The following is a 20,130-nucleotide window of genomic DNA, read 5'->3' on the forward strand; positions in this document are numbered from 1 at the left end:
GGTCGATCAGGTGGCGTCGTCGTAGCTGGCCCGGGGGGCCGGCGCCGATGGGGTGCCGGTGGCCGTGCCGGACCGGGTGCCGTTCGAGCGCGGGTCCGCGGCGTTGGCCACGTCCTTCAGCTCGTCGTGCACACCGCCGACGTCCGCGCGCAGGTTGTCGTAGACGCCCTGCAACGGCTTGCGGATCGCGGCCTCGTCCTCCTCGCTGAGGAGGTGCTTGCGGATGAAGGCCTTCGGGTGCAGATCCTCCAGCTGGATGTCGGTGCCCAACTCCCGGCTCAGGTCACCGGTCGCGTTGCGGGCCATGTTGCGCAGGTTGCGCACCAGCCGCAGGCCGTCCGTGATGACTGCGGGCAGCCGGTCACCGAAGATCAACAGCGCCAGGAGCAGCAGCGCACCGATCTCCCACCAGTTCAGGTTGTCGAGCATCCCGCGGGCCTCCTCTCGGCGTCAGCAGCAAGACTACGCACGCCGAACGGCTTTCGGGCAGGGGGTGACCCGCCGCTCACTTCGCATCGGCGGCCAGTGTGACCGACGTGTTCTGCCGGTCGGCGCCGCGCCGGAACTCCACGGTCACCACCGAGCCGGGCGCGAACTTGCGGACCAGGGCGATCAGGTCCGTCGGTTCGGTCATCGGCCGGCCGTTGAGCTTGGTGATCACATCACCGACCCGCAACCCGGCCCCCGCCGCCGGCCCGGACGGCTCGACCGCGGCCAGCCGTACGCCGCCGCCGGCACCCGCGCCCGGGCCGCCGACCTGCGCGCCGATCACCGTCCGCCGGGCCTTGCCGGTGCCGATGATGTCCTGGGTCACCCGCTTGGCCTGGTTGATGGGGATGGCGAAGGCGAGCCCGATGTTGCCGGCCTCCTGCCCCTCGGCGACCAGCGACTTGATGGTGGAGTTGACCCCGACCACCCGCCCGGCGCCGTCGACCAGCGGGCCACCGGAGTTGCCGTGGTTGACGGCGGCGTCGGTCTGGATCGCCGCGTAGTACCGCACCGGACCGCCCGGCTCCCCGGCCTGCATCGTCCGGTCCAGCGCGCTCACGATGCCGGCCGTGACCGTGTTGGCCAGCGAGAGCGGCGAGCCCATGGCGAGCACCGGATCGCCGACGGCCAGCGCGTCGGAGTCGCCGAACTCGACCGGCCGCAGCCCCGTCCGGCTCACCTTGATCACCGCGATGTCGGACTCCGGGTCCTGACCGACCAGGGTCGCGGGGGCCGAGGTGCCGTCGTTGAAGATCACCGAGGCCTTGCCGCTGCCGCCGGCCACCACATGGTCGTTGGTGATCACGTGACCGTCGGCGCTGGCGATGAAGCCGGAGCCCTCACTCGTCCCGCCGAGGCTGCTCACCCGCACGGTCACCACGCTGGGCAGCACCCGTTCGGCGACCCCGGCCAGCGACTCCGGCTTGCGCTGGGCCAGCGCGGGCGCCTGCGCCGGCTCCCCGCCGAGCACCGTCCCGGCGGCGCCACCGCGTACCGCGAAGGCGTAGCCCAGCGCGCCGCCGAGCGTGCCGGCCAGCAACGCGGTGATCATCGGGATGAGCAGCAGGTGGCGCAGCGTCGGCCGGCCCGGTGCGTCCGGGTCGGTGACCGGCTCGGGCTCGGTGCCGGTGACCACCACCCCGGGCACCACCACCGCGGCCGGTGCCGCCGGGTCCCGCCACGGGTCGGCGAGCGCGTCCGACCACCAGGGCGAGGCCGCGGCCGGGCTCGGCGGCGTGGTCGATGCCGGCCAGGTGGCTGGCTGCTGCGTGGTCGATGCCGGCCAGGTGGCCGGCTGCGCGGCGGTCGGCGGACCGGCCACGGGGGTCGCCCCCGGCAGGCTCCCGGCCGTCGATGCGTTGCCGGGCGACGCCGCAGGCGCGCTGCCGGCCGCCGGCGCGGTCGGCGACCCCGCCGGCGGGGTCCCTGCCCCGGACGGGGCCGCCGGAGTCTCACCGCCCCGGCGCCAGTCCCAGCCGTCGGTCACGTAGGTGCCTCCCAGTCCGTCCCCGGATCCCGCGCCGCGTCGCCCGGCCACGGACCGGCGCGGTCGCGGCTGACGGGATACCGCCTCCAGGATTGCACGGATGCGCGCGGTGGAGTCAGCGGTTGCCTCCGGTGATCACGAGGGCGGAGGCGCGGCTGCGCCCCGCAGCGGTCGCCTCTACGCTCACAGTGCCAACCCGCCCCCGCACCACGCACCGTCCCGGAGGTGCCCCATCGCCACGGTCGCCGGTTCCGGCGGTTCGACGACCCAGGCTCAGCAGTTCGCCGAGTCGTACGTGACCGAGGATCTCGTCCTACGTACCGCCCGCAGCCTGGCCCACGAGGTGGGCCTCGAGGCGGTCACCCCCGGCGCGGGAGCGGCACTGCGGCTGCTGGCCGCGGCCGGCAACGCCCGGGCGGTGGTGGAGATCGGCACCGGCACCGGCGTCAGCGGCGTCTGGCTGCTGCGCGGCATGCGCGCCGACGGCGTGCTCACCACCATCGACGTGGAGGTGGAGCACCAGCGGATCGCCCGGCGGATCTTCACCGAGGCGGGCTTCGCCGCCGGCCGCACCCGGATCATCACCGGTCGCGCGCTGGACGTGCTGCCCCGGCTCGCCGACGGTGCGTACGACCTGGTCTTCGTGGACGCCGAAGCGACCGGCTTCCACGCCTGCGTGGAGGCCGCGCTGCGACTGTTGCGCCCCGGGGGTGTGCTGGCGCTCAACGGCATGCTGGCCGGCGGCCGGATCGCTGACCCGGCCGCCCGCGACGCGGAGACGGTGACCGTCCGCGAGACGATCAAGGCGGTCCGGGAGTCGGAGCACTGGATTCCCGCGCTGCTCCCGGTCGGCCACGGGGTGCTCGCGGCGGTGAAGTGCTGACCCCGGTCAGTTGACGCTGGCCAGCCAACGCAGCAGCGAGCGCACGCCCCAGCCGGTCGCGCCGCGGCTGACCTCGGCGTGGTCGCCGTCCGCCCACGACGGTGCCGACATGTCCAGGTGCAGCCAGCGGTCCCGCAGCTCGCCGGTGAACTCGCGCAGGTAGAGCGCGGCCAGCACCGACCCGGCGCCCTGCGTCGGCGCGCTGTACAGGTCGGCGACCTCGCTGCCCAGGTACTCGACGTAGTCGGTGTGCAGCGGCATCCGCCAGGCCGCCTCGCCGGCCGCCTCGGCCGCGGCCAGCACGTCGGCGGCCAGCCTGTCGTTCTCGCTGTACAGGGCGGCGGTGCGCTTGCCCAGTGCCACCGCGTTGGCACCGGTGAGGGTCGCCAGGTCGAGCAGCAGGTCCGGCGCGAGCTGGTCCACCGCGTACGCCAGCGCGTCGGCGAGGACCAGCCGGCCCTCGGCGTCGGAGTTGGTCGTCTCGCTGGTCGTCCCGCCGTAGTGCCGGATGACGTCGCCGGGACGGAACGCCGACCCGCTCACCATGTTCTCGGCGAGCGGGGCCAGCGTGGTGATCCGGACGGGCAGCCGCAACGCGGCGGCGCCGAGGGTGGCGGCGACGACGGCCGCCGCGCCGGCCATGTCCTTGCGCATCAGCTTCATCGCCGGCACCGGCTTGATCGAGATGCCGCCGGTGTCGAACGTGATGCCCTTACCGATCAGCACCACATGGGTACGCGCGTCGGCCGGACGCCAGTCCAGCTCGACGAGGCGTGGGCCGCTGGCCGAGCCACCGCCCACGGCGAGGATCCCGCCGAAGCCCTCGGCGGCCAGCTCGGCCGGACCACGCACCCGCAGGTGCAGGTCGGGCAGGTCCGCCGCGGCGGAGGCCACCTGGTCGGCGAACCACTCCGGGTTCTTCACCGAGGACGGGGTGTTGGTCAGGTCGCGGGCGAGGTGGGTCATCGCGGCGGTCGTCCGAGCCGTGGCGACGGTGCTCTCCTGCGCGGCCGGGTCGGCAAGCAGCAGATCGACCTCGCTGAGCGCGGGCGCGTCTCCGGCCTCGGTCAGGCGGAACCGGTACGAGGCGAGCAGCAGGCCCTCGGTCAGCCCGCGGACGGCGGCCGGGCTCACGTCGACCGGCAGCGCAATAGTGATGTGCGTCTCATCTGCGGCGGAGCGGGCCAGAGCGGCCCCAGCGGTCCGCCAGGCCGCCTCCCCACCGTCGCCGATGCCGAGCAGCACCAGCCGGCCGGGAGTACGCCCGGGGCGCAACTGGGTGCGGATCTCTCCGGCTCGACCGCTCAGCCGGGCGACCGGCGCCAGCGCCGCGGCCTCCTCGGCGGTGCCGTCCGGAGGCGCCACGGCGGTGGGCACCGTCTCGGCCGGGGCGTCGCCGCCGGCTGCCGGATCGGCGGGACGGACAGGCAGGACGAGGACGTCGAGCCGGTCGGGCTCGGCGATCGGGCGGATGGCGAGCACGCGGAACCGTACCTCCAGAAAAGTGTCGCGGAGCGGGACCCGACCCGCGTGTCCGCAGCGATGAAGACCCTGAGCCACCGGCGATGCCGGTGGCTCAGGGACTGAGGAACGGTCCGGGCGGCGCATACCGCCCGGACCACTCCTCGCTCAGCCGGCGGCTGCCTTCAACGCGTCACCGAGCGCGTTGGCCTCGTCGGGAGTCATCTCGACGACGAGCCGGCCACCGCCCTCCAGCGGGACCCGCATGACGATGCCCCGACCCTCCTTGGTGACTTCCAGCGGACCGTCGCCTGTCCGCGGCTTCATCGCCGCCATGTTGTCTCCCCTCAGACCTACACCAGGGTCGGTGGGTTGCCCCACAGCCACTTCGTCACGACCACCCGCAACGGTCGCGGGGGTGTCGACCAACGATTTTCCCTGATGAACACCGCCGGACCCAAACCGGAGCAGCATTGATGTAACAGCATCTAGCTTATCTTGAGAAGGCCTGTCACAATGTGCGGTCATGCAGGCACGGTCGGCACTCTTCGACCTGTACGGCGACCACCTCCGACCGAGGGGTGGCCGGGCACCGGTCGCCGCCCTGGTCAAGCTGCTGGCGCCGTTGGGAATCGCGCCGCCGGCCGTTCGCACCGCCGTGTCCCGGATGGTGCGTCAGGGCTGGCTCGACCCGCTCCGGTTGGCGTCCGGACCGGGATATTCGATCACACCGAAAGCCGCCCGACGACTGGACGAGGCGGCAGCCCGGATCTACCGCACCGGCCGGGTCAGCTGGGATGGGCGGTTCGATCTGCTCGTCCTGGAGGCGCCGGGCTCCCGGCGGGACCGGCAGCGACTCGCCGCGAACCTCAGCTTCCTCGGCTACGGCACCCTCGACGAGCAGACCTGGGTGGCCACCCGGCCCGCCGAGGACGTCGACCTGCTGCTCGCCGAGGCCGGCGTCCGGTTCGAGCGGTTCACCGCCTCACACTTCTCCGGCACCCCGGGGGCGATGGGCGTGGTCCGCCGGGCCTGGAACCTGACCGAGATCGGTCGCGCCTACGAACGGTTCGTCGCCGACCAGCGCCCGCTGCTCGGCGCGGTCACCGTGCGCAGCACCGACGAGGAGGCGTACGCGGCCCGGTTCCGGCTCGTGCACGCGTGGCGTACCTTCCTGTTCCGGGACCCGCAGCTACCTCCGGCGCTGCTGCCCGAGCGCTGGCCCGGCACCGCCGCGGCCAGTTTCTTCGACCGGCACGCGGCCCGCCTGCGTCCGGCCGCCGACCGTTACGTCGAGCAGTGCCTCGACGCCGGTAGCCGCATCGTCCGACAGAAGGGTCGTTAGAACGTGACCGAACCGTTGCTCGTCGACCGGACCGATGCCGTCGTCACCCTCACGCTGAACCGGCCGAAGGCCATGAACGCGCTCGACGTGGCGCTCAAGGAGGCCCTGCGGGACGCGCTGGCCGAGCTGGAGACCGACCGGTCCTGCCGGGCTGTCGTGCTGGCCGGAGCGGGCGGGTCGTTCAGCGCCGGCCAGGACCTGCGCGAGCACGTGGCGACGCTGGAGAGCACCACGGGCAACCCGCTGGACACGGTGCGGGCGCACTACAACCCGATCGCCGCCCGGCTGGCCAACCTGCCCAAGCCCGTGGTGGCGGCCGTCCGCGGGATGGCCGCCGGGGCGGGCGCGTCGCTGGCCTTCCTCGCCGACATCCGGATCGGCGGACCGACCACGAGCTTCCTGATGGCCTTCGCCAAGGTGGGCCTCGCCGCCGACACCGGCGCCTCCTGGACGCTGCCCCGGCTGGTCGGCCACGCCAAGGCGGTGGAACTGCTGATGCTGGCCGAGCCGGTCCGCGCCGAGGAGGCGTGCCGGCTGGGGCTGCTCAACAAGCTGACGGACGACGACGAGAAGGTGCTGCCGGCCGCGCAGGAACTCGCCGCCCGGCTCGCCGCCGGCCCGACCGTCGCGTACGGCGCGATCAAGCGGCAGCTCTCCATCGCCGACGCCGGCACCCTCGCCGACGCGCTGGCCGCCGAGGCGCAGGCGCAGGCGATCTGCGGTGCGACGACCGACCACCGGGCGGCCACCCTCGCCTTCGTCGGCAAGCAGAAACCGGTCTTCGAGGGACACTGAACGCGATTCACACGCCGTCCTGACCGTCCTCGAACACGGGCCGCCTAGCGTCTGCCCACATGAGCGATCGTGAAGCGGTGGCGCACCTGCTGCGCCGGGCCACCTTCGGGCCCACCGCCGACGAGGTGGACGCGGCCGAACGCGCCGGACCGGCGGCGGCCCTGGACAACCTGCTCACCCCGGTCCGCCCCGACCGGGGTGCGGCGGCCACCCCGCCGCCGGCACTGGGCACGGACCCGTACGCCCGGTTGACCGGCGAGTCCACCCGCGAGCAGCGGCAGCAGGCCAACGCCGAGCGCCGGGAACAGCTCCAGCGGCTGACCCTCTGGTGGCTGGACCGGATGGTGGCCGCCGAGGACGGGCTGACCGAGAAGCTCCTCTTCTTCTGGCACGGACACTGGGCAACCAGCGCGCAGAAGGTCAGATCCGCCCACCTGATGCTGGGTCAGTTGGAGACGCTGCGCCGCCACGGGCGCGGGCCACTGGGGCCGCTGATCGCCGCGATGGTGCGCGACCCGGCCCTGATCCTCTGGCTGGACGGGCAGAAGAACACCCGCAAGGCGCCGAACGAGAACCTGGCCCGCGAGCTGATGGAGCTGTTCACCCTCGGCATCGGCGGATACACCGAGGCCGACGTGAAGGCCGGCGCCCGGGCGCTGACCGGCTGGGTGGTGGACCGGCGCAGCGGCGTCGCCCGCTTCGAGACCCGCCGGCACGACCCCGGGGAGAAGACCATCCTCGGGCGCAGTGGCCGGTTCGACGCCGAGGCGTACGCCGGCCTGCTGGCCACTCAACCCGCCGCGGTGGCGTTCGTGGCACGCCGGCTCTGGTTCCGCTACGCCGGCACCGATGTCCCGGCGCCGGCCGACCTGGCCGGCGCGGACACCGCCACCACCCTGCGCGCGCTCTTCTCGTCGACGGCCTTCGTGGCGACCCGGGGAACCCTCGTCAAGCAACCGGTGGAGTGGATGGTCGGCGCGCTGCGGCAGCTCGGCATCCGACCCTCCGCTCTGAACGAGCAGCAACGGAAACAACTGCTGGGTGGCCTGAACGCGCTGGACCAGGTGCCGCTGCGACCGCCCAGCGTGGGCGGCTGGCCGGCCGGGGCCGCCTGGCTGACCACCTCGTCGTTGCAGGCCCGGCTCCGGATGGCCGGGATGCTGGCCGCCACCACGGCACCGGCGGTGCTGGCCCGGCTGACCGCCGCGCCCACTGCCGGCCGGCCGGACGCCCTGGCCCGCCTGCTGGTCGTCGACGGCTGGGGTGCCCGGACCCGGGCGGCCCTGACGCCCCTGGCCGGCGAGCCCCGCAAGCTCCTGGCCGCCGGCCTGGTCAGCCCCGAGTACACCGTCAGCTGAGCGGAGGAGTCGACCGATGGACACCCTGACCCGACGGAGGTTCCTGCTCACCAGTGGGGTGGTCGGCGCGGGCGCGCTGGCCGCCGGGGCTGGCGCGTACAGCCTGCGGGACCTGCTGGACACCGCCGGTGACCGCGATCCGCAGTCCCGCACGCTGGTGCTGGTCACCCTCTACGGCGGCAACGACGGTCTGAACACCGTCATCCCGGACGGCGACCCGGCCTACCGGGCGGCCCGCCCGGAGCTGGCGTACCCGGATGGCGAGGTGCGGCGGTTGGACGACGACTTCGGCCTCAACCCGGCCCTGGCCGGCCTGCACCAGCGCTGGTCCGGCGGCGGGCTGGCGATCGTGCGCGGGGTCGGCTACCCGAAGCCCGACCGCAGTCACTTCCGGTCGATGGACATCTGGCACACCGCGCAGCCGGACCGGCCGGGCAACACCGGCTGGCTGGGTCGCTGGCTGGACCTGGCGGGCGGGGATCCCCGGCTGGCGGTCTCCTTCGAACCGGCGCTCCCGCCGCTGCTGGCGGGCGCGCGCAGCGCAGGCGCGGCGGTGCCCGTGACGGACCGGAAAGCGGCCAGGGGGTTGCCCGCCGAGACGCTGGCCGCGCTCGCCGCCGCCGAGGCGGGTGAGTCCGCCGCCCGGGGCCGGGCCGCCGCCTGCTTCGCCGACCTGCGATCCGTCGACGAGATGATCCGCCAGGTGCGTGACTCCGCCGACGCGGACGCGGCGGACCCGGACGGCGAGCAGGCACCGGCGACGGCCACCGGCGGAGGCCGGACGCCGTTGGACGCGCAGTTGGATCTGGTCGCGCAGTGTGTGGAGGCCGGCGTGTCCACCCGGGTCTTCTCGGTGTCGCTGGGTGGCTTCGACACGCACGCCGACGAGAAGCAGTTGCAGGCCGTCCTGCTGGGTCAGCTGGACCGGGCGCTGACCGGGTTCGCCGACCGGATGAGCCGGACCGAGGCGGGGCGAAAGGTCGTGGTGGCGGTCTACTCGGAGTTCGGCCGCCGGGTCCGGGCCAACGCCTCGGACGGAACCGACCACGGCACCGCGTCGGACATGCTGCTGCTGGGGGCCGGGGTGCGCGGCGGCTGGCACGGAGCGGCACCCAGCCTCACCGACCTCGACGACGGCGACCTGAAGTACACCACCGACTTCCGGGACGTCTACGCCACGCTGCTGGAGCGGGTGCTGGACACCGATCCGGGCCCGGTGCTCGCCGACTGGCGGGGACGGCTGGCCGGGTTGTTCTAGTCGTCCTCCTCCGGGTCCTGGTTGGCCTCGGCACCCAGGACGAACGCCTGCATGGCCAGCTCGTCCCCGGACGGCGACACGAAGGCGGGCAGCTCGCGCGGCCCCAGCTCCTGCACGTAGGACCAGAACAGCCGGACCGCCTCGGCCGGCGTGCCGGCCTCGATGGGCAGGTCGAGGCTGACCAGCCAGGTGCGCCGCGCCGGGGGCGGGCCGAGCCGGTCGGCCAGCGCCCGGAAGGCGGCCGGATCCAGCGCGGTGACCGGCCCGTCGAGCGTCAGCCGCTCGGCCGGCACCGGCTCGTCGAAGGCCCGCCGGGTGTACGCCACGACGAGCGTCCCGGGCTCGTTCGGGGACTGGGGGTCGTCGGGGTCTTCCCGGTGCCGCCGGCCCGGGGCGGTGACCCGGCCGAGCGCCACCAGCCGCAGCGGTGCGTCGGCCAGCACCGCCACCCGGTCACCGGGGCCCGGCCGGCCGACGTCGGTCAGCCCGGTCAACTCCAGCGCGTCGTGGTGCACGAGCCGCTCGGCCTCGTACCGTTCCGCCGGCAGCAGCACGGCCCAGGTGCCCGTCCCGTCGGCGTGGCCGGCCTCGCCGGCCCGGTGCGCGGTCTCGGTCGTCATGCCCGCAATCCCATCACGCCGCCGCCGGGAGCGTGACGTGGCAGCCGACGATGTGATCGTCGACCATGCCGGTGGCCTGCATGAGCGCGTACGCGGTGGTCGGGCCGACGAACCGGAAGCCGCGCTTCTTGAGCGCCTTGGCCATCGCCGTCGACTCGGGGGTGATCGCCGCGAGCTCGGCGAACGAGGCGGGGCGCGCCGGCCGGGGCGCCGGGGCGAACGACCAGAGCAGCGCGGAGAGCCCGTCGGGCAGGTCCAGCGCCGCGCGGGCGTTGGCGATCGCCGCCTCGATCTTGGCCCGGTTGCGGACGATGCCAGCGTCGGCGAGCAGCCGGGTCACGTCGGCGTCGTCGTAGCCTGCGACGGTCGGGATCCGGAACTCGTCGAAGGCCAGCCGGAACGCCGGACGCTTGCGCAGGATGGTCAGCCAGGACAGGCCGGACTGGAACGCCTCCAGGGTCATCCGCTCGTAGAGCGCGTCGTCGCCGCGCAGCGGCCGCCCCCACTCGGTGTCGTGGTAGACGGCGTAGTCCGGGGTGCTCGCCCCCCAGGCGCAGCGGGGCAGCCCGTCGGCGCCGATCACCAGGTCAGTCACCTCGTACACGCTAGGGCATCCCACCGACACGCCACCGGGGTCAGGGCAGCCGGCCCTGCTCGACGAGACGGGCGAACCTCTTCAGCGCCTGGGTGAGGCTGACCTTGGAACCGGGCCAGAGCACCGGCCACGCCAGCTGACCGGCCCGGCCGCCCGGCAGGTGGAACCACTCGTGCCAGACCACCTGGGTGCGGTCCCGGTCCATCTGGGTGCAGCGCAGCACACCCGGGCCGCGAAGGAGCTGGCCGCAGTGCACCACGCCGATCTCGTACGGCTCGTCGACCCGGACGACCCGCATCTCGTCGCGCAGCACGGCCGGGCCGAGCGTGGTCACCGCCTCGATCCGGCTGCCCTCGCGGCCGTCGCCCTCGACCACCCGCACGCGGGTGAACGGGATCCAGTCGGACTGGCGTTCCCAGGCCAGCAGCGCGGCGAAGACCCGCTGCGCCGGGGCTTCGACGATCACCGTGGCGGTCACCTCGCCGGCACCCGGTTGCGCCGCCTCGTGAAGATCGTCGGAGCCCTCCGGGCCGATCACCCGCTCTCCGACCGCACCACCGCGCCGTGCTGGGCGCCGTCGCCGGCCGGCTCTCCGACGATCGGTGCCACGCCGTCGGAATCCGCGGGAGAGGACGTGGCATCGGGCAGCGGGTCGGTGCCGGCGGAGCCGGCATGGGCCGTGGTGGGCTCGCCGGTGGCCGGCGCCACGCCGTCGGAATCCGCAGGAGACGAGGTGGCGTCGGGAAGGGTGCCGGTGCCGGCCGAGCCGACCGGGGTCGCGTCGTCGCCGGTCGTCGCCGCGCCGGCGGACTGCTCACGGGCCTGGCGCAGCGCCTCGGCGTCGGTGGTGCGTCCCTCGCGCAACGCGGTGACCTCCGCCTCCAGCACGCCGATCAACTCGGCCTTGTAGCCGATGTCGTAGGCGGCTCGGCGCATCGCCTGATCGACCTGGGCCATCCGGTACCCGCGCAGCGCGGTGTCGAAACGAACCTCGCCCACATCGGATTCCCGCAACGGCCGGCTGCCGGGCAGCGGCACGGCCTGCGAGTCCGGCTCGGCCGGCACCAGGCCGGGATCGCGGCCGCTGACCAGCACCGTCACGCCGAAGATCACCGCCGCGACGGTCAATGCCACGACCAGGAGGAGCAGAAGCTGACCCATGCACTGATCGTGGCATGGCGGCCGGCCGTGAGCGAGCCCACCACCCCGATCACGATCGGCCTCGACGCCCGACCGGCACACCTGTCGGCGGACCGGCTAGCGTCGGACCGGCCGGCGCTCGCGGCGACGGTGCGGATTCTCAGGAGGCGGGCATGGCCGGGTCGCTTCGGCTGGGTGGGCGGACGTTCGCCCCCGGCGAGCTGGTGGTGATGGCGATCGTCAACCGCACCCCGGACTCGTTCTTCGACCGGGGCGCCACCTTCGCGGCGGACAGCGCGTTGCGCGCGGTCGAGCGGGCGGTGGACGAGGGCGCGGCGATCATCGACATCGGCGGGGTGAAGGCCGGGCCGGGCGTCGAGGTGGACGCCGCCGAGGAGATCCGGCGCACGGTGGACACCATCGCCGCCGTACGCGACGCGTTTCCGGACGTGGTCATCTCCATCGACACCTGGCGTGCCGAGGTGGCGGTGGAGGCCGTGGCGGCCGGCGCCGACCTGCTCAACGACACCTGGTCGGGTGCCGACCCCGCGCTGGCCCGGGTGGCCGCGCAGACCGGCGCCGGGCTGGTCTGCTCGCACGCCGGCGGATTGGTTCCGCGGACCCGACCGCACCGGGCCGCCTTCGACGACGTGGTCGCCGACGTGGTCGCGACGGTGACCGGGCTCGCCGAGCGCGCGGTGGCGGCGGGGGTACGCCCCGACGGGATCCTCATCGACCCGGCGCACGACTTCGGCAAGAACACCCGGCACTCCCTGGAGATCACCCGTCGGCTGGACGAGCTGACCGGCACGGGTTGGCCGCTGCTGGTGGCGCTCTCCAACAAGGACTTCATCGGCGAGACGCTGGACCTGCCGGTGATCGAGCGGCTGGAGGGGACTCTCGCCGCGACAGCGATCTCCGCCTGGCTGGGCGCCCGGGTGTTCCGGGCCCACCAGGTCGGGCCGACCCGCCGGGTGCTGGACATGGTCGCCTCGATCCGCGGTGACCGGCCGCCCGCGGTGGCCCGACGGGGCCTGGCCTGACCGGTCGTCGCCGCAACGGGCCGCGAACGGCCGGGCGGACCGGCACGATCGCCGGAGGCCGCGCCGGTCACGTCCAGCGCAGGATGTTCCTACGCCAGGCATAGAGGATGCCGAGTGCGAGCACCGCCACGAAGATCGCCATCTCCACCACCGTGACCAGGCCGAATCCCGGCCGGTCGAAGACCACGGCCCAGGGGAAGAGGAACACCGCCTCGACCGCGAACAGGACGTACAGGTAGGCGTAGACGTAGTAGCGGATCTGCATCTGCGCCCAGTCCGCCCCGACCGGGTCGAGCCCGCACTCGTAGCTGGTCCGCTTGCCGACCGGATCAGCCGGACGGGCAGGACGTAACACCCGGTTGGCCGAGAACGCCGTAATGAAGAACAGAACGCTGGCGAGCAGCAGGAGCCCGAGCGTGGCGTACGAGCCCAGGTATCCGGTCACGTCCGGAGCCTACCGCCCGCCCGGAAAGGCCGTCTCAAACACGTTACGGATTTGTTTCCGGCTGGGACTAGTGCACCAGGGCAACTGTTATCGAATATTGGACTCTCACCATGTCACCGGAGGACAGATGGCCCGCGTGAAGGCAACGCCCGGTCACCGGGCGGGGTGGCGTCCCACTCCCCTGCTGGCGACCTCGCTCGCGCTCGGCCTGCTCGCGGCACTCGCCGTGGGGCCGGCCTGGGCCAGCGCCGCGCTGCCCGAGGCCACCCCGGTCGCGGGGGTGACCGACCCGGCGACGGAGCCCGAGCCGGACCCCGAGACAACCCCGGCGGAGGAGCCCACCCCGACCGACGAGCCGGGTGGTGATCCAGAGCCGACCGACCCGGCACCGGAGACCACCGCGCCACCGCCGGAGACGACGCCCCCGGCCCCGGTGACCACCGCGCCGGACGTGCCACCGGCACCGACCACCACCGCTCCCGGCCCGGGCGCCACCAGCCGCCCACCCACCCCCCGGCCGCCGGTGCCCCCGGTCCGCCCACCGGCGCCGGGCCCGGAGGCGCCACCGCCGAACCCGCTCGGCGTGCAGGTCACCACCGAGGACGTCACCGTCACCGGCGCGTACTGGAACGCGGCCAGCACGATCACCACGCTGCGGGTCACGGTGACCAACACCGGCATCGCCGCCCAGCGGATCCGACTGTCGTACCGGCTGCCCGAGGGTCTGACCGACGCCGGGACGAAGGGATGCGCCGCCACCGGCCTCCGCGCGTACCGCTGCGGGGCGTGGACAACCGCTCCGGGCGCCCGGTTCAGCAGCCTGCTCCGGCTGCGGGTCGCCGGCAACGCCTGGCGGCAGATGCCGCTCAGCGGATCCGTGCAGGTGGCCGCGGAAGCGCCGGGAGTGGCCGGCGAGGCGACCGACGACCAGGGCTTCGCGGTGCTCTTCCCGCCCGGGCCGCCGGTTTCGGGGATCTCGCTCGACGCCGACGAGGTGGCCTTCGACATCAGCGGCGCACCGAGCACCCTCACGGTCCGGCTGGGCAACACCGGCGAGGCGGACGCGGCCGGCCAGGTCGAGGTGGTCCTGCCGGCCGGCGTGAGCGTGCCGACCCCACCGGCCGGCTGCGTGGCGGTCGACACCACCCGAACCCGCTGCGACGCCGGCTCCGTGGCGGCGGGCAGGACCGTCGAGCTGCGGCTGCCGGTTGAGGCGACGCCGCAGGCCCAGCGGGAGGCGCCGCTGTCCGGTGCCGTGATCGGCCAGCTCGACCCGCGCAGAGGCTCGACCCGGCAGGTCCAGATGAGCTTCCGGATCACCGCGGCGGCCGCGCTGGCCACCCCGGTCGTCTCACCGCCCGCGCCGACCGGCTCCCAGGGCGTGCTGTCCGGAGGGGGTGCCTCCCACGACGGCCCGATGGCCTCCGTGGAACGCACCGCGGCCATCCTGATCGGGGTCTCCGCCCTGCTGGTGGTGCTGGCCCTGGTGCTGGCCACCACCTCGCTGCGTCGCCGGCTCAGCGACCGGGTGGCCGGGCCGACCGCCGCGCCCACCGACTGACCAGTGCGACACCCGCCAGCCGGCCTACAAGGTGGCCGGCGGGACGTCGACGGTGATCTGGATTACGGCGGGCCGGGTGAAACACCGCAATACAGCCCAATTCCCCGCCGGATCCGGTCCCAGTCGGCGGACCTCCAGGGAGGGTCGGGGGCCCATTCGACGTAGGCTCTCAGGTGAGGAACGACAGCGGACCGGACCGGCCTGGGGCGGTGCGTTGCAGCGTTGCGTCAAGGAGGTCCCGTGGCCGGGCAAGGCGAGGTCACCATGATGTTCAGCCGGCCGCGCGACCGCGCGCAGCGGAGCGAGGTGCAGGCGTGAACGCGAGGAGTGAGCCGGTTTTGCGAGCCCCGCAGTCGCGAACGAAGGTGGCACAGTGACCAAGCAGATCCGTCAACTCGACCGGGTGGTCATCCGGTTCGCCGGTGACTCCGGCGACGGCATGCAGCTGACCGGCGACCGGTTCACCTCGGAGACGGCGCAGCTCGGCAACGACATCTCCACGCTGCCCAACTTCCCCGCCGAGATCCGCGCTCCTGCCGGCACCCTGCCCGGCGTGTCGAGCTTCCAGGTGCACTTCGCCGACTACGACATCCTCACCCCGGGCGACGCGCCCAACGTGCTGGTGGCGATGAACCCGGCGGCACTCAAGGCCAACCTGGCCGACCTGCCGCGCGGCGCGGACATCATCGTCAACACCGACGAGTTCACCAAGCGCAGCCTGGCCAAGGTCGGCTACCAGACCAGCCCGCTCGACGACGGCTCGCTGGCCGGCTACGTCGTGCACCCGGTGGCGCTGACCTCGATGACGGTCGGCGCGCTCGCCACCCACGAGGTGTCCAAGAAGGACGCCGAGCGGTCGAAAAACATGTTCGCCCTCGGCCTGCTCTCCTGGATGTACTCCCGGCCGTACGAGTCGACGCTGCGCTTCCTGGAGCGCAAGTTCGCGGCGCGCCCGGAGCTGGTGGCGGCGAACGTGGCCGCCTTCCGGGCCGGCTGGAACTTCGGCGAGACCACCGAGGACTTCGCGGTCCGCTACGAGGTCAAGCCGGCGAAGATGCAGCCGGGCACCTACCGCAACATCACCGGCAACGCGGCACTCTCGCTGGGCCTGGTCGCCGCCGGGGTCCGCTCCGGGCTGCCGGTCTTCCTCGGGGCGTACCCGATCACGCCGGCGTCGGACATCCTGCACGAGCTGAGCAAGCACAAGCGTTTCGGCGTGCTCACCATGCAGGCGGAGGACGAGATCGCCGCGGTCGGCGCCGCGCTGGGGGCGTCGTACGGCGGTTCGCTCGGTGTGACCACCACCAGCGGTCCGGGTGTGGCGCTCAAGAGCGAGACGATCTCCCTGGCGGTGGCGCTGGAGCTGCCCCTGGTGATCGTGGACGTGCAGCGCGCCGGCCCGTCCACGGGCATGCCGACCAAGACCGAGCAGGCCGACCTCAACATGGCGCTCTACGGCCGGCACGGCGAGGCGCCCGTCGCCGTGATCGCGCCCCGGTCACCGTCGGACTGCTTCTTCGCCGCGCTGGAGGCGGCGCGAATCGCGCTGACCTACCGCACGCCGGTCATCCTGCTATCGGACAACTACGTCGCCAACGGCTCCGAGCCCTGGCTGCTGCCCGACGTCGAGTCCCTGCCGGACCTGCGGGTGGAGTTCGCCTCCGAGCCCAACGGCGAGGACGGCACCACCTTCCTGCCCTACCTCCGCGACCCGGAGACGCTGGCCCGACCGTGGGCGATCCCGGGCACGGCGGGCCTGGAGCACCGGATCGGCGGGCTGGAGAAGGCCGACAAGACCGGCGACATCTCCTACGACCCGGCCAACCACGACTTCATGGTGCGCACCCGGGCTGCCCGGATCGAGACCATCCCGGTGCCGGACATCGAGGTGGAGGACCCGGACGGCGACGCCCGGGTGCTGGTGCTCGGCTGGGGCTCGACGTACGGCCCGATCGGTGCGGCGTGCCGAGGGATCCGCCAGCGTGGCCTGTCCATCGCCCAGGCGCACCTGCGGCACCTGGCCCCGATGCCGGCCAACCTCGGTGAGGTTCTGCGCTCCTACGACCGGGTGGTCATTCCGGAGATGAACCTGGGCCAGCTCGCCCACGTCATCCGGGCCCGCTACCTGGTCGACGCGATCAGCTACAACCAGGTCCGCGGCCTGCCGTTCACGTCCACGGAGCTGGAGACGACGCTGGAAGAGGTGCTGAAGAATGTCTGAGCCCGTCGCCCTCAAGCTGACCGCCAAGGACTTCAAGTCCGACCAGGAGGTCCGCTGGTGCCCCGGCTGCGGTGACTACGCCATCCTGGCCGCCATCCAGCAGTTCATGCCCGAGTTGAACATCCCTCGGGAGCGGACGGTCTTCGTCTCCGGGATCGGCTGCTCGTCCCGCTTCCCGTACTACATGAACACGTACGGGATGCACTCGATCCACGGTCGCGCCCCGGCGATCGCCACCGGCCTCTCGGTGTCCCGGCCCGACCTGTCGGTCTGGGTGGTCACCGGTGACGGTGACGCGCTCTCCATCGGCGGCAACCACCTGATCCACGCGCTGCGGCGCAACGTCAACCTCAAGATCCTGCTGTTCAACAACCGGATCTACGGGCTGACGAAGGGGCAGTACTCGCCCACCTCCGAGGTCGGCAAGATCACCAAGTCGACTCCGGCCGGTTCGGCGGACGCCCCGTTCAACCCGCTCTCCCTCGCCCTCGGCGCGGAGGCCAGCTTCGTCGGCCGGACCATCGACTCCGACCGCAAGCACCTGCAGTCGGTGCTGCGGGCGGCCGCCGAGCACCAGGGTTCGGCGTTCGTGGAGATCTACCAGAACTGCAACATCTTCAACGACGGGGCGTTCGACCAGCTCAAGGATCCGGGCACCCGGGACGACTACCTGATCCGCCTGGAGCACGGGCAGCCGATCACCTTCGGCACCGACGGGCGGTTCTGCGTGGTGCACCCGCCGGGCGGGTTCGGCCTGGAGGTCCGGGAGACCAGTTCGGTCCGCCCGGAGGAGATCGTCGTGCACGACGCGACGGTCGCCGACCCGGCGTACGCCTTCGCGCTGTCCCGGCTGCCCGGTCTGGACCTGCGCAACACCCCGATCGGGGTCTTCCGCTCGGTGGACCGGCCCTCGTACGACAGCGTGGTGCAGAGCCAGCTCGCCGCCGCCAAGGCGAAGGTCACGGAGACTCCCGAGCAGCAGCTCGCCGGCCTGTTGGGCAGCGGCGACACCTGGACGATCATCTGACCCGTACGGCATGACGAGAGCGGCCGTCCCCTGGTGGGGGCGGCCGCTCTCGTCGTGTGTGCTGCTGCTCAGCGCTGGGCGGAGGCGGGCAACCAGAGGTTGTCGATCTCCTTCTCGGCCGCCGCGAGGCTCGCCTCGTGCAGCGGGATCAGGTCGGCCATCGCCGGAACCTCGGGGGCGAGGGTCAGCTCGGTGGTGATGAAGCGCGGCTCCAGGCCGGTCATCGAGAGGCCGTGCGGGAGCCATGGCTCGGCGTGGTCCCAGCCGTTGCGGGGCGCGCCCTCGCCGTAGCCGCCACCTCGGGTGGCCAGCACGACGAACTCCCGTCCGCCGAGCAGGCCCTCCTGGCCGGCCGGGTCGTAGGCCAACCCGGGCAGGATCAGGTGGTCGACCCAGGCCTTGACGCTGCTCGGTGGGCCGTAGTTGTAGAGCGGCAGCCCGAGCAGCACCACGTCGGCCTGCTGCACCTCGCGGACCAGCCGCTCGCTGAGTTCCCACGACTCGCGCTGCGCCGGGGTGTGCTGGTCGGTTGGCGTCATCCGGGCCAGGCCACTCGCCGCGTCCAGGTGCGGCAGCGGCTCGGCGCCCAGGTCACGGTAGGTCACCACGCCGTCCGGGTGGGCGGCCCGCCAGGTGGCGACCGCGCGGGCGGTGAGCCGGCGGCTGACCGACCAGTCGCCGCGGATGCTCGAATCGATATGCAGCAGGTTCATCATTACTCCTCCAAGGATCGTCTGTGTAGCACCAACCATTTATAGCAGGCCGATGTTTCGTCGACTGGGTAGACTGGGTCACATGTCCGCCCAGCCGCTCGTTCCGTCGGAGCACCGCTCGGGCGCGCTACTGGACCATCTGGCCCGGCGCATGCGGCTGCGATCGGAGTCGGTGCTGGCGCCACTCGGCCTGCGGCCACGGCATCTGGTTGCGCTCACCGTGCTGCGAGACGGCGACGGAATCAGCCAACAGGCGCTCGCCAGCACCCTGGAGATGGACAGCACCAACATCGTGGGGCTGCTGAACGACCTGGAGGCGAAGCAGCTGATCGAGCGGCGGCGCTCGCCCGAGGACCGTCGCCGGCACGTCGTCGAGCTGACCGAGGATGGGGCGAAACGCCTCAACGAGGCCGAATGTGCCCTCGCCGGTGCCGAAAACGAGGTTTTGGGAGCACTGGAGCCCGCCGACAGGGAGAGGCTCTACCTACTGCTCCGGCAGGCCGCCACCGGGACGACGGTCATCTGCAGCACGGCGATTCACGAGGACGAGACGTCCTCCGACACCTGCTGACGCCGCCGGGGGGCGGCTCAGACCGTGGCGGCAGACTGGGGGCGGTCGTCGCGGACGTGCACCAGCATGTCGCCGGTCTCGATGATCGCGCCGGCCCGGTCGGCCAGAGTGACCACCTTGCCCCGCCGGACCAGGGCGATCACCAGCGAGTCCAGTTCCCGAGGGGAGCGACCCACCTCGTCCCGCTCCGCCGAACGCATCGCCAGCGCCATTCCCTGACCCGGGGTGAGCAGGTCCTCCACCACGTCGATGAGCGGCGGCGCCGACGTGGAGAGGCCGAGCAGCCGGCCGGCGGTGGCGGAGGAGACGATCACGTGGTGGGCGCCGCTCTGCTTGAGCAGCGGGGCGTTCTCGGCCTCCCGGGCGGCCGCGATGATGCGGACCTGCCCGGCGGTGACCTGCCGCACGGTCAGCGCCACCAGCACCGAGGCGTCGTCGCTGTCGGTCGCGATGATCACGGCCTTCGCAGTCCGGACGTGCGCCTCCTCCAAGACCGACGACCGGGTCGCCGAGCCCTCGATGGCGACCAGCCCGGCGGAGGTGGCCTGCCGCAGGGCGGGGCCGCTGCGTTCCACCACCACGATCCTCGACCGGTCCAGACCGTTCTCCATGAGAGCGGAGACCGCGCTGCGGCCCTTGGTGCCGTAGCCGCAGATGATGACGTGGTCCTTCACGGTTCTCCTCCACCGCGACAGGCGACGGCCGGTCCGGTACTGCTCGGTCAGGACTTCCAGGGTGGTGCCGACCAGGATGATCAGGAAGAGCACCCGGGCCGGGGTGACGAAGAGGACGTTGACCAGACGCGCCGACTGTGCGGCGGGCGTGATGTCACCGTAGCCGGTGGTGGAGAGGGAGACGACCGCGTAGTAGAAGCAGTCGAGCAGGGTGAGGCCGTCCTCGTTGACGTCGCGGTAGCCGTCCCGATCCAGGTAGACCGCGGCTACCACGGCGAAGACCAGACCCAGGGCGGCGGCCAGCCGGAGGCTCAGGGCGCTCAGCGGGCCCCGGCGCTGCGCGGGAAAATGGATCACCGTCGAACCTGCTCCACGACCGTCGCCTGCACGACCACAACATAGCGGGTACGCCGCTCACCGCACGTCCGGGTGGCGCACGGACGTG

The 20,130-nt window shown here is 72.9% G+C and carries 21 protein-coding genes; 10 read left to right on the plus strand and 11 right to left on the minus strand.

Annotated features, from left to right (window positions below; all coding sequences use genetic code 11):
• Window positions 1-6: 6 nt before the first annotated feature.
• Window positions 7-429: a preprotein translocase subunit TatB gene (locus M8C17_RS09030; RefSeq protein WP_252415948.1), complete on the minus strand. Its 423-nt coding sequence runs from the start codon at window positions 427-429 to the stop codon at window positions 7-9.
• Between the two features lie 76 nt (window positions 430-505).
• On the minus strand, window positions 506-1,990 hold the full coding sequence (locus M8C17_RS09035; protein WP_374558027.1) for a trypsin-like peptidase domain-containing protein: 1,485 nt from the start codon (window positions 1,988-1,990) through the stop codon (window positions 506-508).
• 280 nt (window positions 1,991-2,270) lie between these two features.
• Between M8C17_RS09035 and M8C17_RS09040 the strand changes: the two genes are divergently transcribed.
• Window positions 2,271-2,858 carry an O-methyltransferase gene (locus M8C17_RS09040; protein ID WP_252415950.1) on the plus strand — a complete coding sequence of 196 codons (588 nt, stop codon included), beginning with the start codon at window positions 2,271-2,273 and terminating at the stop codon, window positions 2,856-2,858.
• Window positions 2,859-2,864: 6 nt separating this feature from the next.
• Here the strand turns inward: M8C17_RS09040 and M8C17_RS09045 are convergent, their stop codons facing one another.
• A complete protein-coding gene (locus M8C17_RS09045; protein WP_252415951.1) occupies window positions 2,865-4,340 on the minus strand; it encodes a M17 family metallopeptidase in 1,476 nt (491 codons plus the stop codon).
• A 147-nt stretch (window positions 4,341-4,487) separates the two neighbouring features.
• The gene (locus tag M8C17_RS09050) at window positions 4,488-4,655 is read right to left on the minus strand and encodes a DUF3117 domain-containing protein (protein ID WP_007455245.1); all 168 of its coding nucleotides are present in this window, start codon (window positions 4,653-4,655) and stop codon (window positions 4,488-4,490) included.
• Between the two features lie 190 nt (window positions 4,656-4,845).
• Here M8C17_RS09050 and M8C17_RS09055 point away from each other — a divergent pair, with 190 nt between their 5' ends.
• Genes M8C17_RS09055 through M8C17_RS09070 form a run of 4 tightly spaced genes read left to right on the plus strand, consistent with a single transcriptional unit; the run spans window position 4,846 to window position 9,075 of the window.
• On the plus strand, window positions 4,846-5,664 hold the full coding sequence (locus M8C17_RS09055; RefSeq protein ID WP_252415952.1) for a PaaX family transcriptional regulator C-terminal domain-containing protein: 819 nt from the start codon (window positions 4,846-4,848) through the stop codon (window positions 5,662-5,664).
• Window positions 5,665-5,667: 3 nt separating this feature from the next.
• Entirely contained in the window at window positions 5,668-6,459 is a 792-nt protein-coding gene (locus M8C17_RS09060) for an enoyl-CoA hydratase/isomerase family protein (RefSeq protein WP_252415953.1), read from the plus strand.
• 59 nt (window positions 6,460-6,518) lie between these two features.
• The gene (locus tag M8C17_RS09065; RefSeq protein WP_252415954.1) at window positions 6,519-7,817 is read left to right on the plus strand and encodes a DUF1800 family protein; all 1,299 of its coding nucleotides are present in this window, start codon (window positions 6,519-6,521) and stop codon (window positions 7,815-7,817) included.
• 16 nt (window positions 7,818-7,833) lie between these two features.
• Entirely contained in the window at window positions 7,834-9,075 is a 1,242-nt protein-coding gene (locus tag M8C17_RS09070) for a DUF1501 domain-containing protein (protein WP_252415955.1), read from the plus strand.
• On the opposite strand, the gene M8C17_RS09075 is transcribed toward M8C17_RS09070, so the two are convergent.
• From M8C17_RS09075 to M8C17_RS09090, 4 genes are read right to left on the minus strand one after another with little or no spacing between them, the layout of a single operon-like run.
• On the minus strand, window positions 9,072-9,695 hold the full coding sequence (locus M8C17_RS09075; RefSeq protein ID WP_252415956.1) for a hypothetical protein: 624 nt from the start codon (window positions 9,693-9,695) through the stop codon (window positions 9,072-9,074). The genes M8C17_RS09070 and M8C17_RS09075 overlap by 4 nt on opposite strands.
• A gap of 13 nt (window positions 9,696-9,708) precedes the next feature.
• The gene (locus tag M8C17_RS09080; RefSeq protein WP_308209393.1) at window positions 9,709-10,290 is read right to left on the minus strand and encodes a DNA-3-methyladenine glycosylase I; all 582 of its coding nucleotides are present in this window, start codon (window positions 10,288-10,290) and stop codon (window positions 9,709-9,711) included.
• 40 nt (window positions 10,291-10,330) lie between these two features.
• Window positions 10,331-10,828: an SRPBCC family protein gene (locus M8C17_RS09085; protein ID WP_252415957.1), complete on the minus strand. Its 498-nt coding sequence runs from the start codon at window positions 10,826-10,828 to the stop codon at window positions 10,331-10,333.
• The gene (locus tag M8C17_RS09090; protein ID WP_252415958.1) at window positions 10,825-11,451 is read right to left on the minus strand and encodes a DivIVA domain-containing protein; all 627 of its coding nucleotides are present in this window, start codon (window positions 11,449-11,451) and stop codon (window positions 10,825-10,827) included. Before M8C17_RS09090 ends, M8C17_RS09085 begins: the two co-directional genes overlap by 4 nt.
• A 152-nt stretch (window positions 11,452-11,603) precedes the next feature.
• On the opposite strand from M8C17_RS09090, the gene folP reads away from it, so the two are divergent.
• Window positions 11,604-12,473, plus strand: a complete 870-nt coding sequence (folP, locus tag M8C17_RS09095) for a dihydropteroate synthase (protein WP_252415959.1) — start codon at window positions 11,604-11,606, stop codon at window positions 12,471-12,473.
• A 67-nt stretch (window positions 12,474-12,540) separates the two neighbouring features.
• Here the strand turns inward: folP and ndhC are convergent, their stop codons facing one another.
• Window positions 12,541-12,918 (minus strand): NADH-quinone oxidoreductase subunit A, encoded by a 378-nt coding sequence (gene ndhC, locus M8C17_RS09100; RefSeq protein ID WP_252415960.1) that lies wholly within the window; start codon window positions 12,916-12,918, stop codon window positions 12,541-12,543.
• A gap of 127 nt (window positions 12,919-13,045) precedes the next feature.
• Between ndhC and M8C17_RS09105 the strand changes: the two genes are divergently transcribed.
• From M8C17_RS09105 to M8C17_RS09115, 3 genes are all read left to right on the plus strand, one after another.
• On the plus strand, window positions 13,046-14,479 hold the full coding sequence (locus M8C17_RS09105) for a hypothetical protein (RefSeq protein WP_252415961.1): 1,434 nt from the start codon (window positions 13,046-13,048) through the stop codon (window positions 14,477-14,479).
• 373 nt (window positions 14,480-14,852) lie between these two features.
• Complete coding sequence (locus tag M8C17_RS09110) at window positions 14,853-16,700, plus strand: 2-oxoacid:acceptor oxidoreductase subunit alpha (RefSeq protein ID WP_252415962.1); 1,848 nt, start codon at window positions 14,853-14,855, stop codon at window positions 16,698-16,700.
• Window positions 16,693-17,727 carry a 2-oxoacid:ferredoxin oxidoreductase subunit beta gene (locus M8C17_RS09115; protein WP_252415963.1) on the plus strand — a complete coding sequence of 345 codons (1,035 nt, stop codon included), beginning with the start codon at window positions 16,693-16,695 and terminating at the stop codon, window positions 17,725-17,727. The genes M8C17_RS09110 and M8C17_RS09115 overlap by 8 nt, the downstream gene beginning before the upstream one ends.
• Window positions 17,728-17,795: 68 nt before the next feature.
• Here M8C17_RS09115 and M8C17_RS09120 read toward each other — a convergent pair whose 3' ends face one another.
• A complete protein-coding gene (locus M8C17_RS09120) occupies window positions 17,796-18,440 on the minus strand; it encodes an FMN-dependent NADH-azoreductase (protein WP_252415964.1) in 645 nt (214 codons plus the stop codon).
• A gap of 82 nt (window positions 18,441-18,522) precedes the next feature.
• On the opposite strand from M8C17_RS09120, the gene M8C17_RS09125 reads away from it, so the two are divergent.
• Window positions 18,523-19,011 (plus strand): MarR family winged helix-turn-helix transcriptional regulator, encoded by a 489-nt coding sequence (locus M8C17_RS09125; RefSeq protein WP_252415965.1) that lies wholly within the window; start codon window positions 18,523-18,525, stop codon window positions 19,009-19,011.
• A gap of 17 nt (window positions 19,012-19,028) precedes the next feature.
• Here the strand turns inward: M8C17_RS09125 and M8C17_RS09130 are convergent, their stop codons facing one another.
• Entirely contained in the window at window positions 19,029-20,042 is a 1,014-nt protein-coding gene (locus M8C17_RS09130) for an NAD-binding protein (protein ID WP_252415966.1), read from the minus strand.
• Window positions 20,043-20,130: the final 88 nt, after the last annotated feature.

The organism is Micromonospora sp. RHAY321 (assembly GCF_023896955.1).
Taxonomy (GTDB): Bacteria; Actinomycetota; Actinomycetes; order Mycobacteriales; family Micromonosporaceae; genus Micromonospora.

What these genes read in the sequence shown, in the direction of transcription:
- M8C17_RS09030 (WP_252415948.1), bottom strand. Translation starts at nt 429, where the DNA reads ATGCTCGACAACCTGAACTGGTGGGAGATCGGTGCGCTGCTGCTCCTG.
- M8C17_RS09050 (WP_007455245.1), bottom strand. Translation starts at nt 4,655, where the DNA reads ATGGCGGCGATGAAGCCGCGGACAGGCGACGGTCCGCTGGAAGTCACC.
- M8C17_RS09055 (WP_252415952.1), top strand. Translation starts at nt 4,846, where the DNA reads ATGCAGGCACGGTCGGCACTCTTCGACCTGTACGGCGACCACCTCCGA.
- M8C17_RS09065 (WP_252415954.1), top strand. Translation starts at nt 6,519, where the DNA reads ATGAGCGATCGTGAAGCGGTGGCGCACCTGCTGCGCCGGGCCACCTTC.
- M8C17_RS09070 (WP_252415955.1), top strand. Translation starts at nt 7,834, where the DNA reads ATGGACACCCTGACCCGACGGAGGTTCCTGCTCACCAGTGGGGTGGTC.
- M8C17_RS09075 (WP_252415956.1), bottom strand. Translation starts at nt 9,695, where the DNA reads ATGACGACCGAGACCGCGCACCGGGCCGGCGAGGCCGGCCACGCCGAC.
- M8C17_RS09090 (WP_252415958.1), bottom strand. Translation starts at nt 11,451, where the DNA reads ATGGGTCAGCTTCTGCTCCTCCTGGTCGTGGCATTGACCGTCGCGGCG.
- folP (WP_252415959.1), top strand. Translation starts at nt 11,604, where the DNA reads ATGGCCGGGTCGCTTCGGCTGGGTGGGCGGACGTTCGCCCCCGGCGAG.
- M8C17_RS09105 (WP_252415961.1), top strand. Translation starts at nt 13,046, where the DNA reads ATGGCCCGCGTGAAGGCAACGCCCGGTCACCGGGCGGGGTGGCGTCCC.
- M8C17_RS09115 (WP_252415963.1), top strand. Translation starts at nt 16,693, where the DNA reads ATGTCTGAGCCCGTCGCCCTCAAGCTGACCGCCAAGGACTTCAAGTCC.
- M8C17_RS09120 (WP_252415964.1), bottom strand. Translation starts at nt 18,440, where the DNA reads ATGAACCTGCTGCATATCGATTCGAGCATCCGCGGCGACTGGTCGGTC.
- M8C17_RS09125 (WP_252415965.1), top strand. Translation starts at nt 18,523, where the DNA reads ATGTCCGCCCAGCCGCTCGTTCCGTCGGAGCACCGCTCGGGCGCGCTA.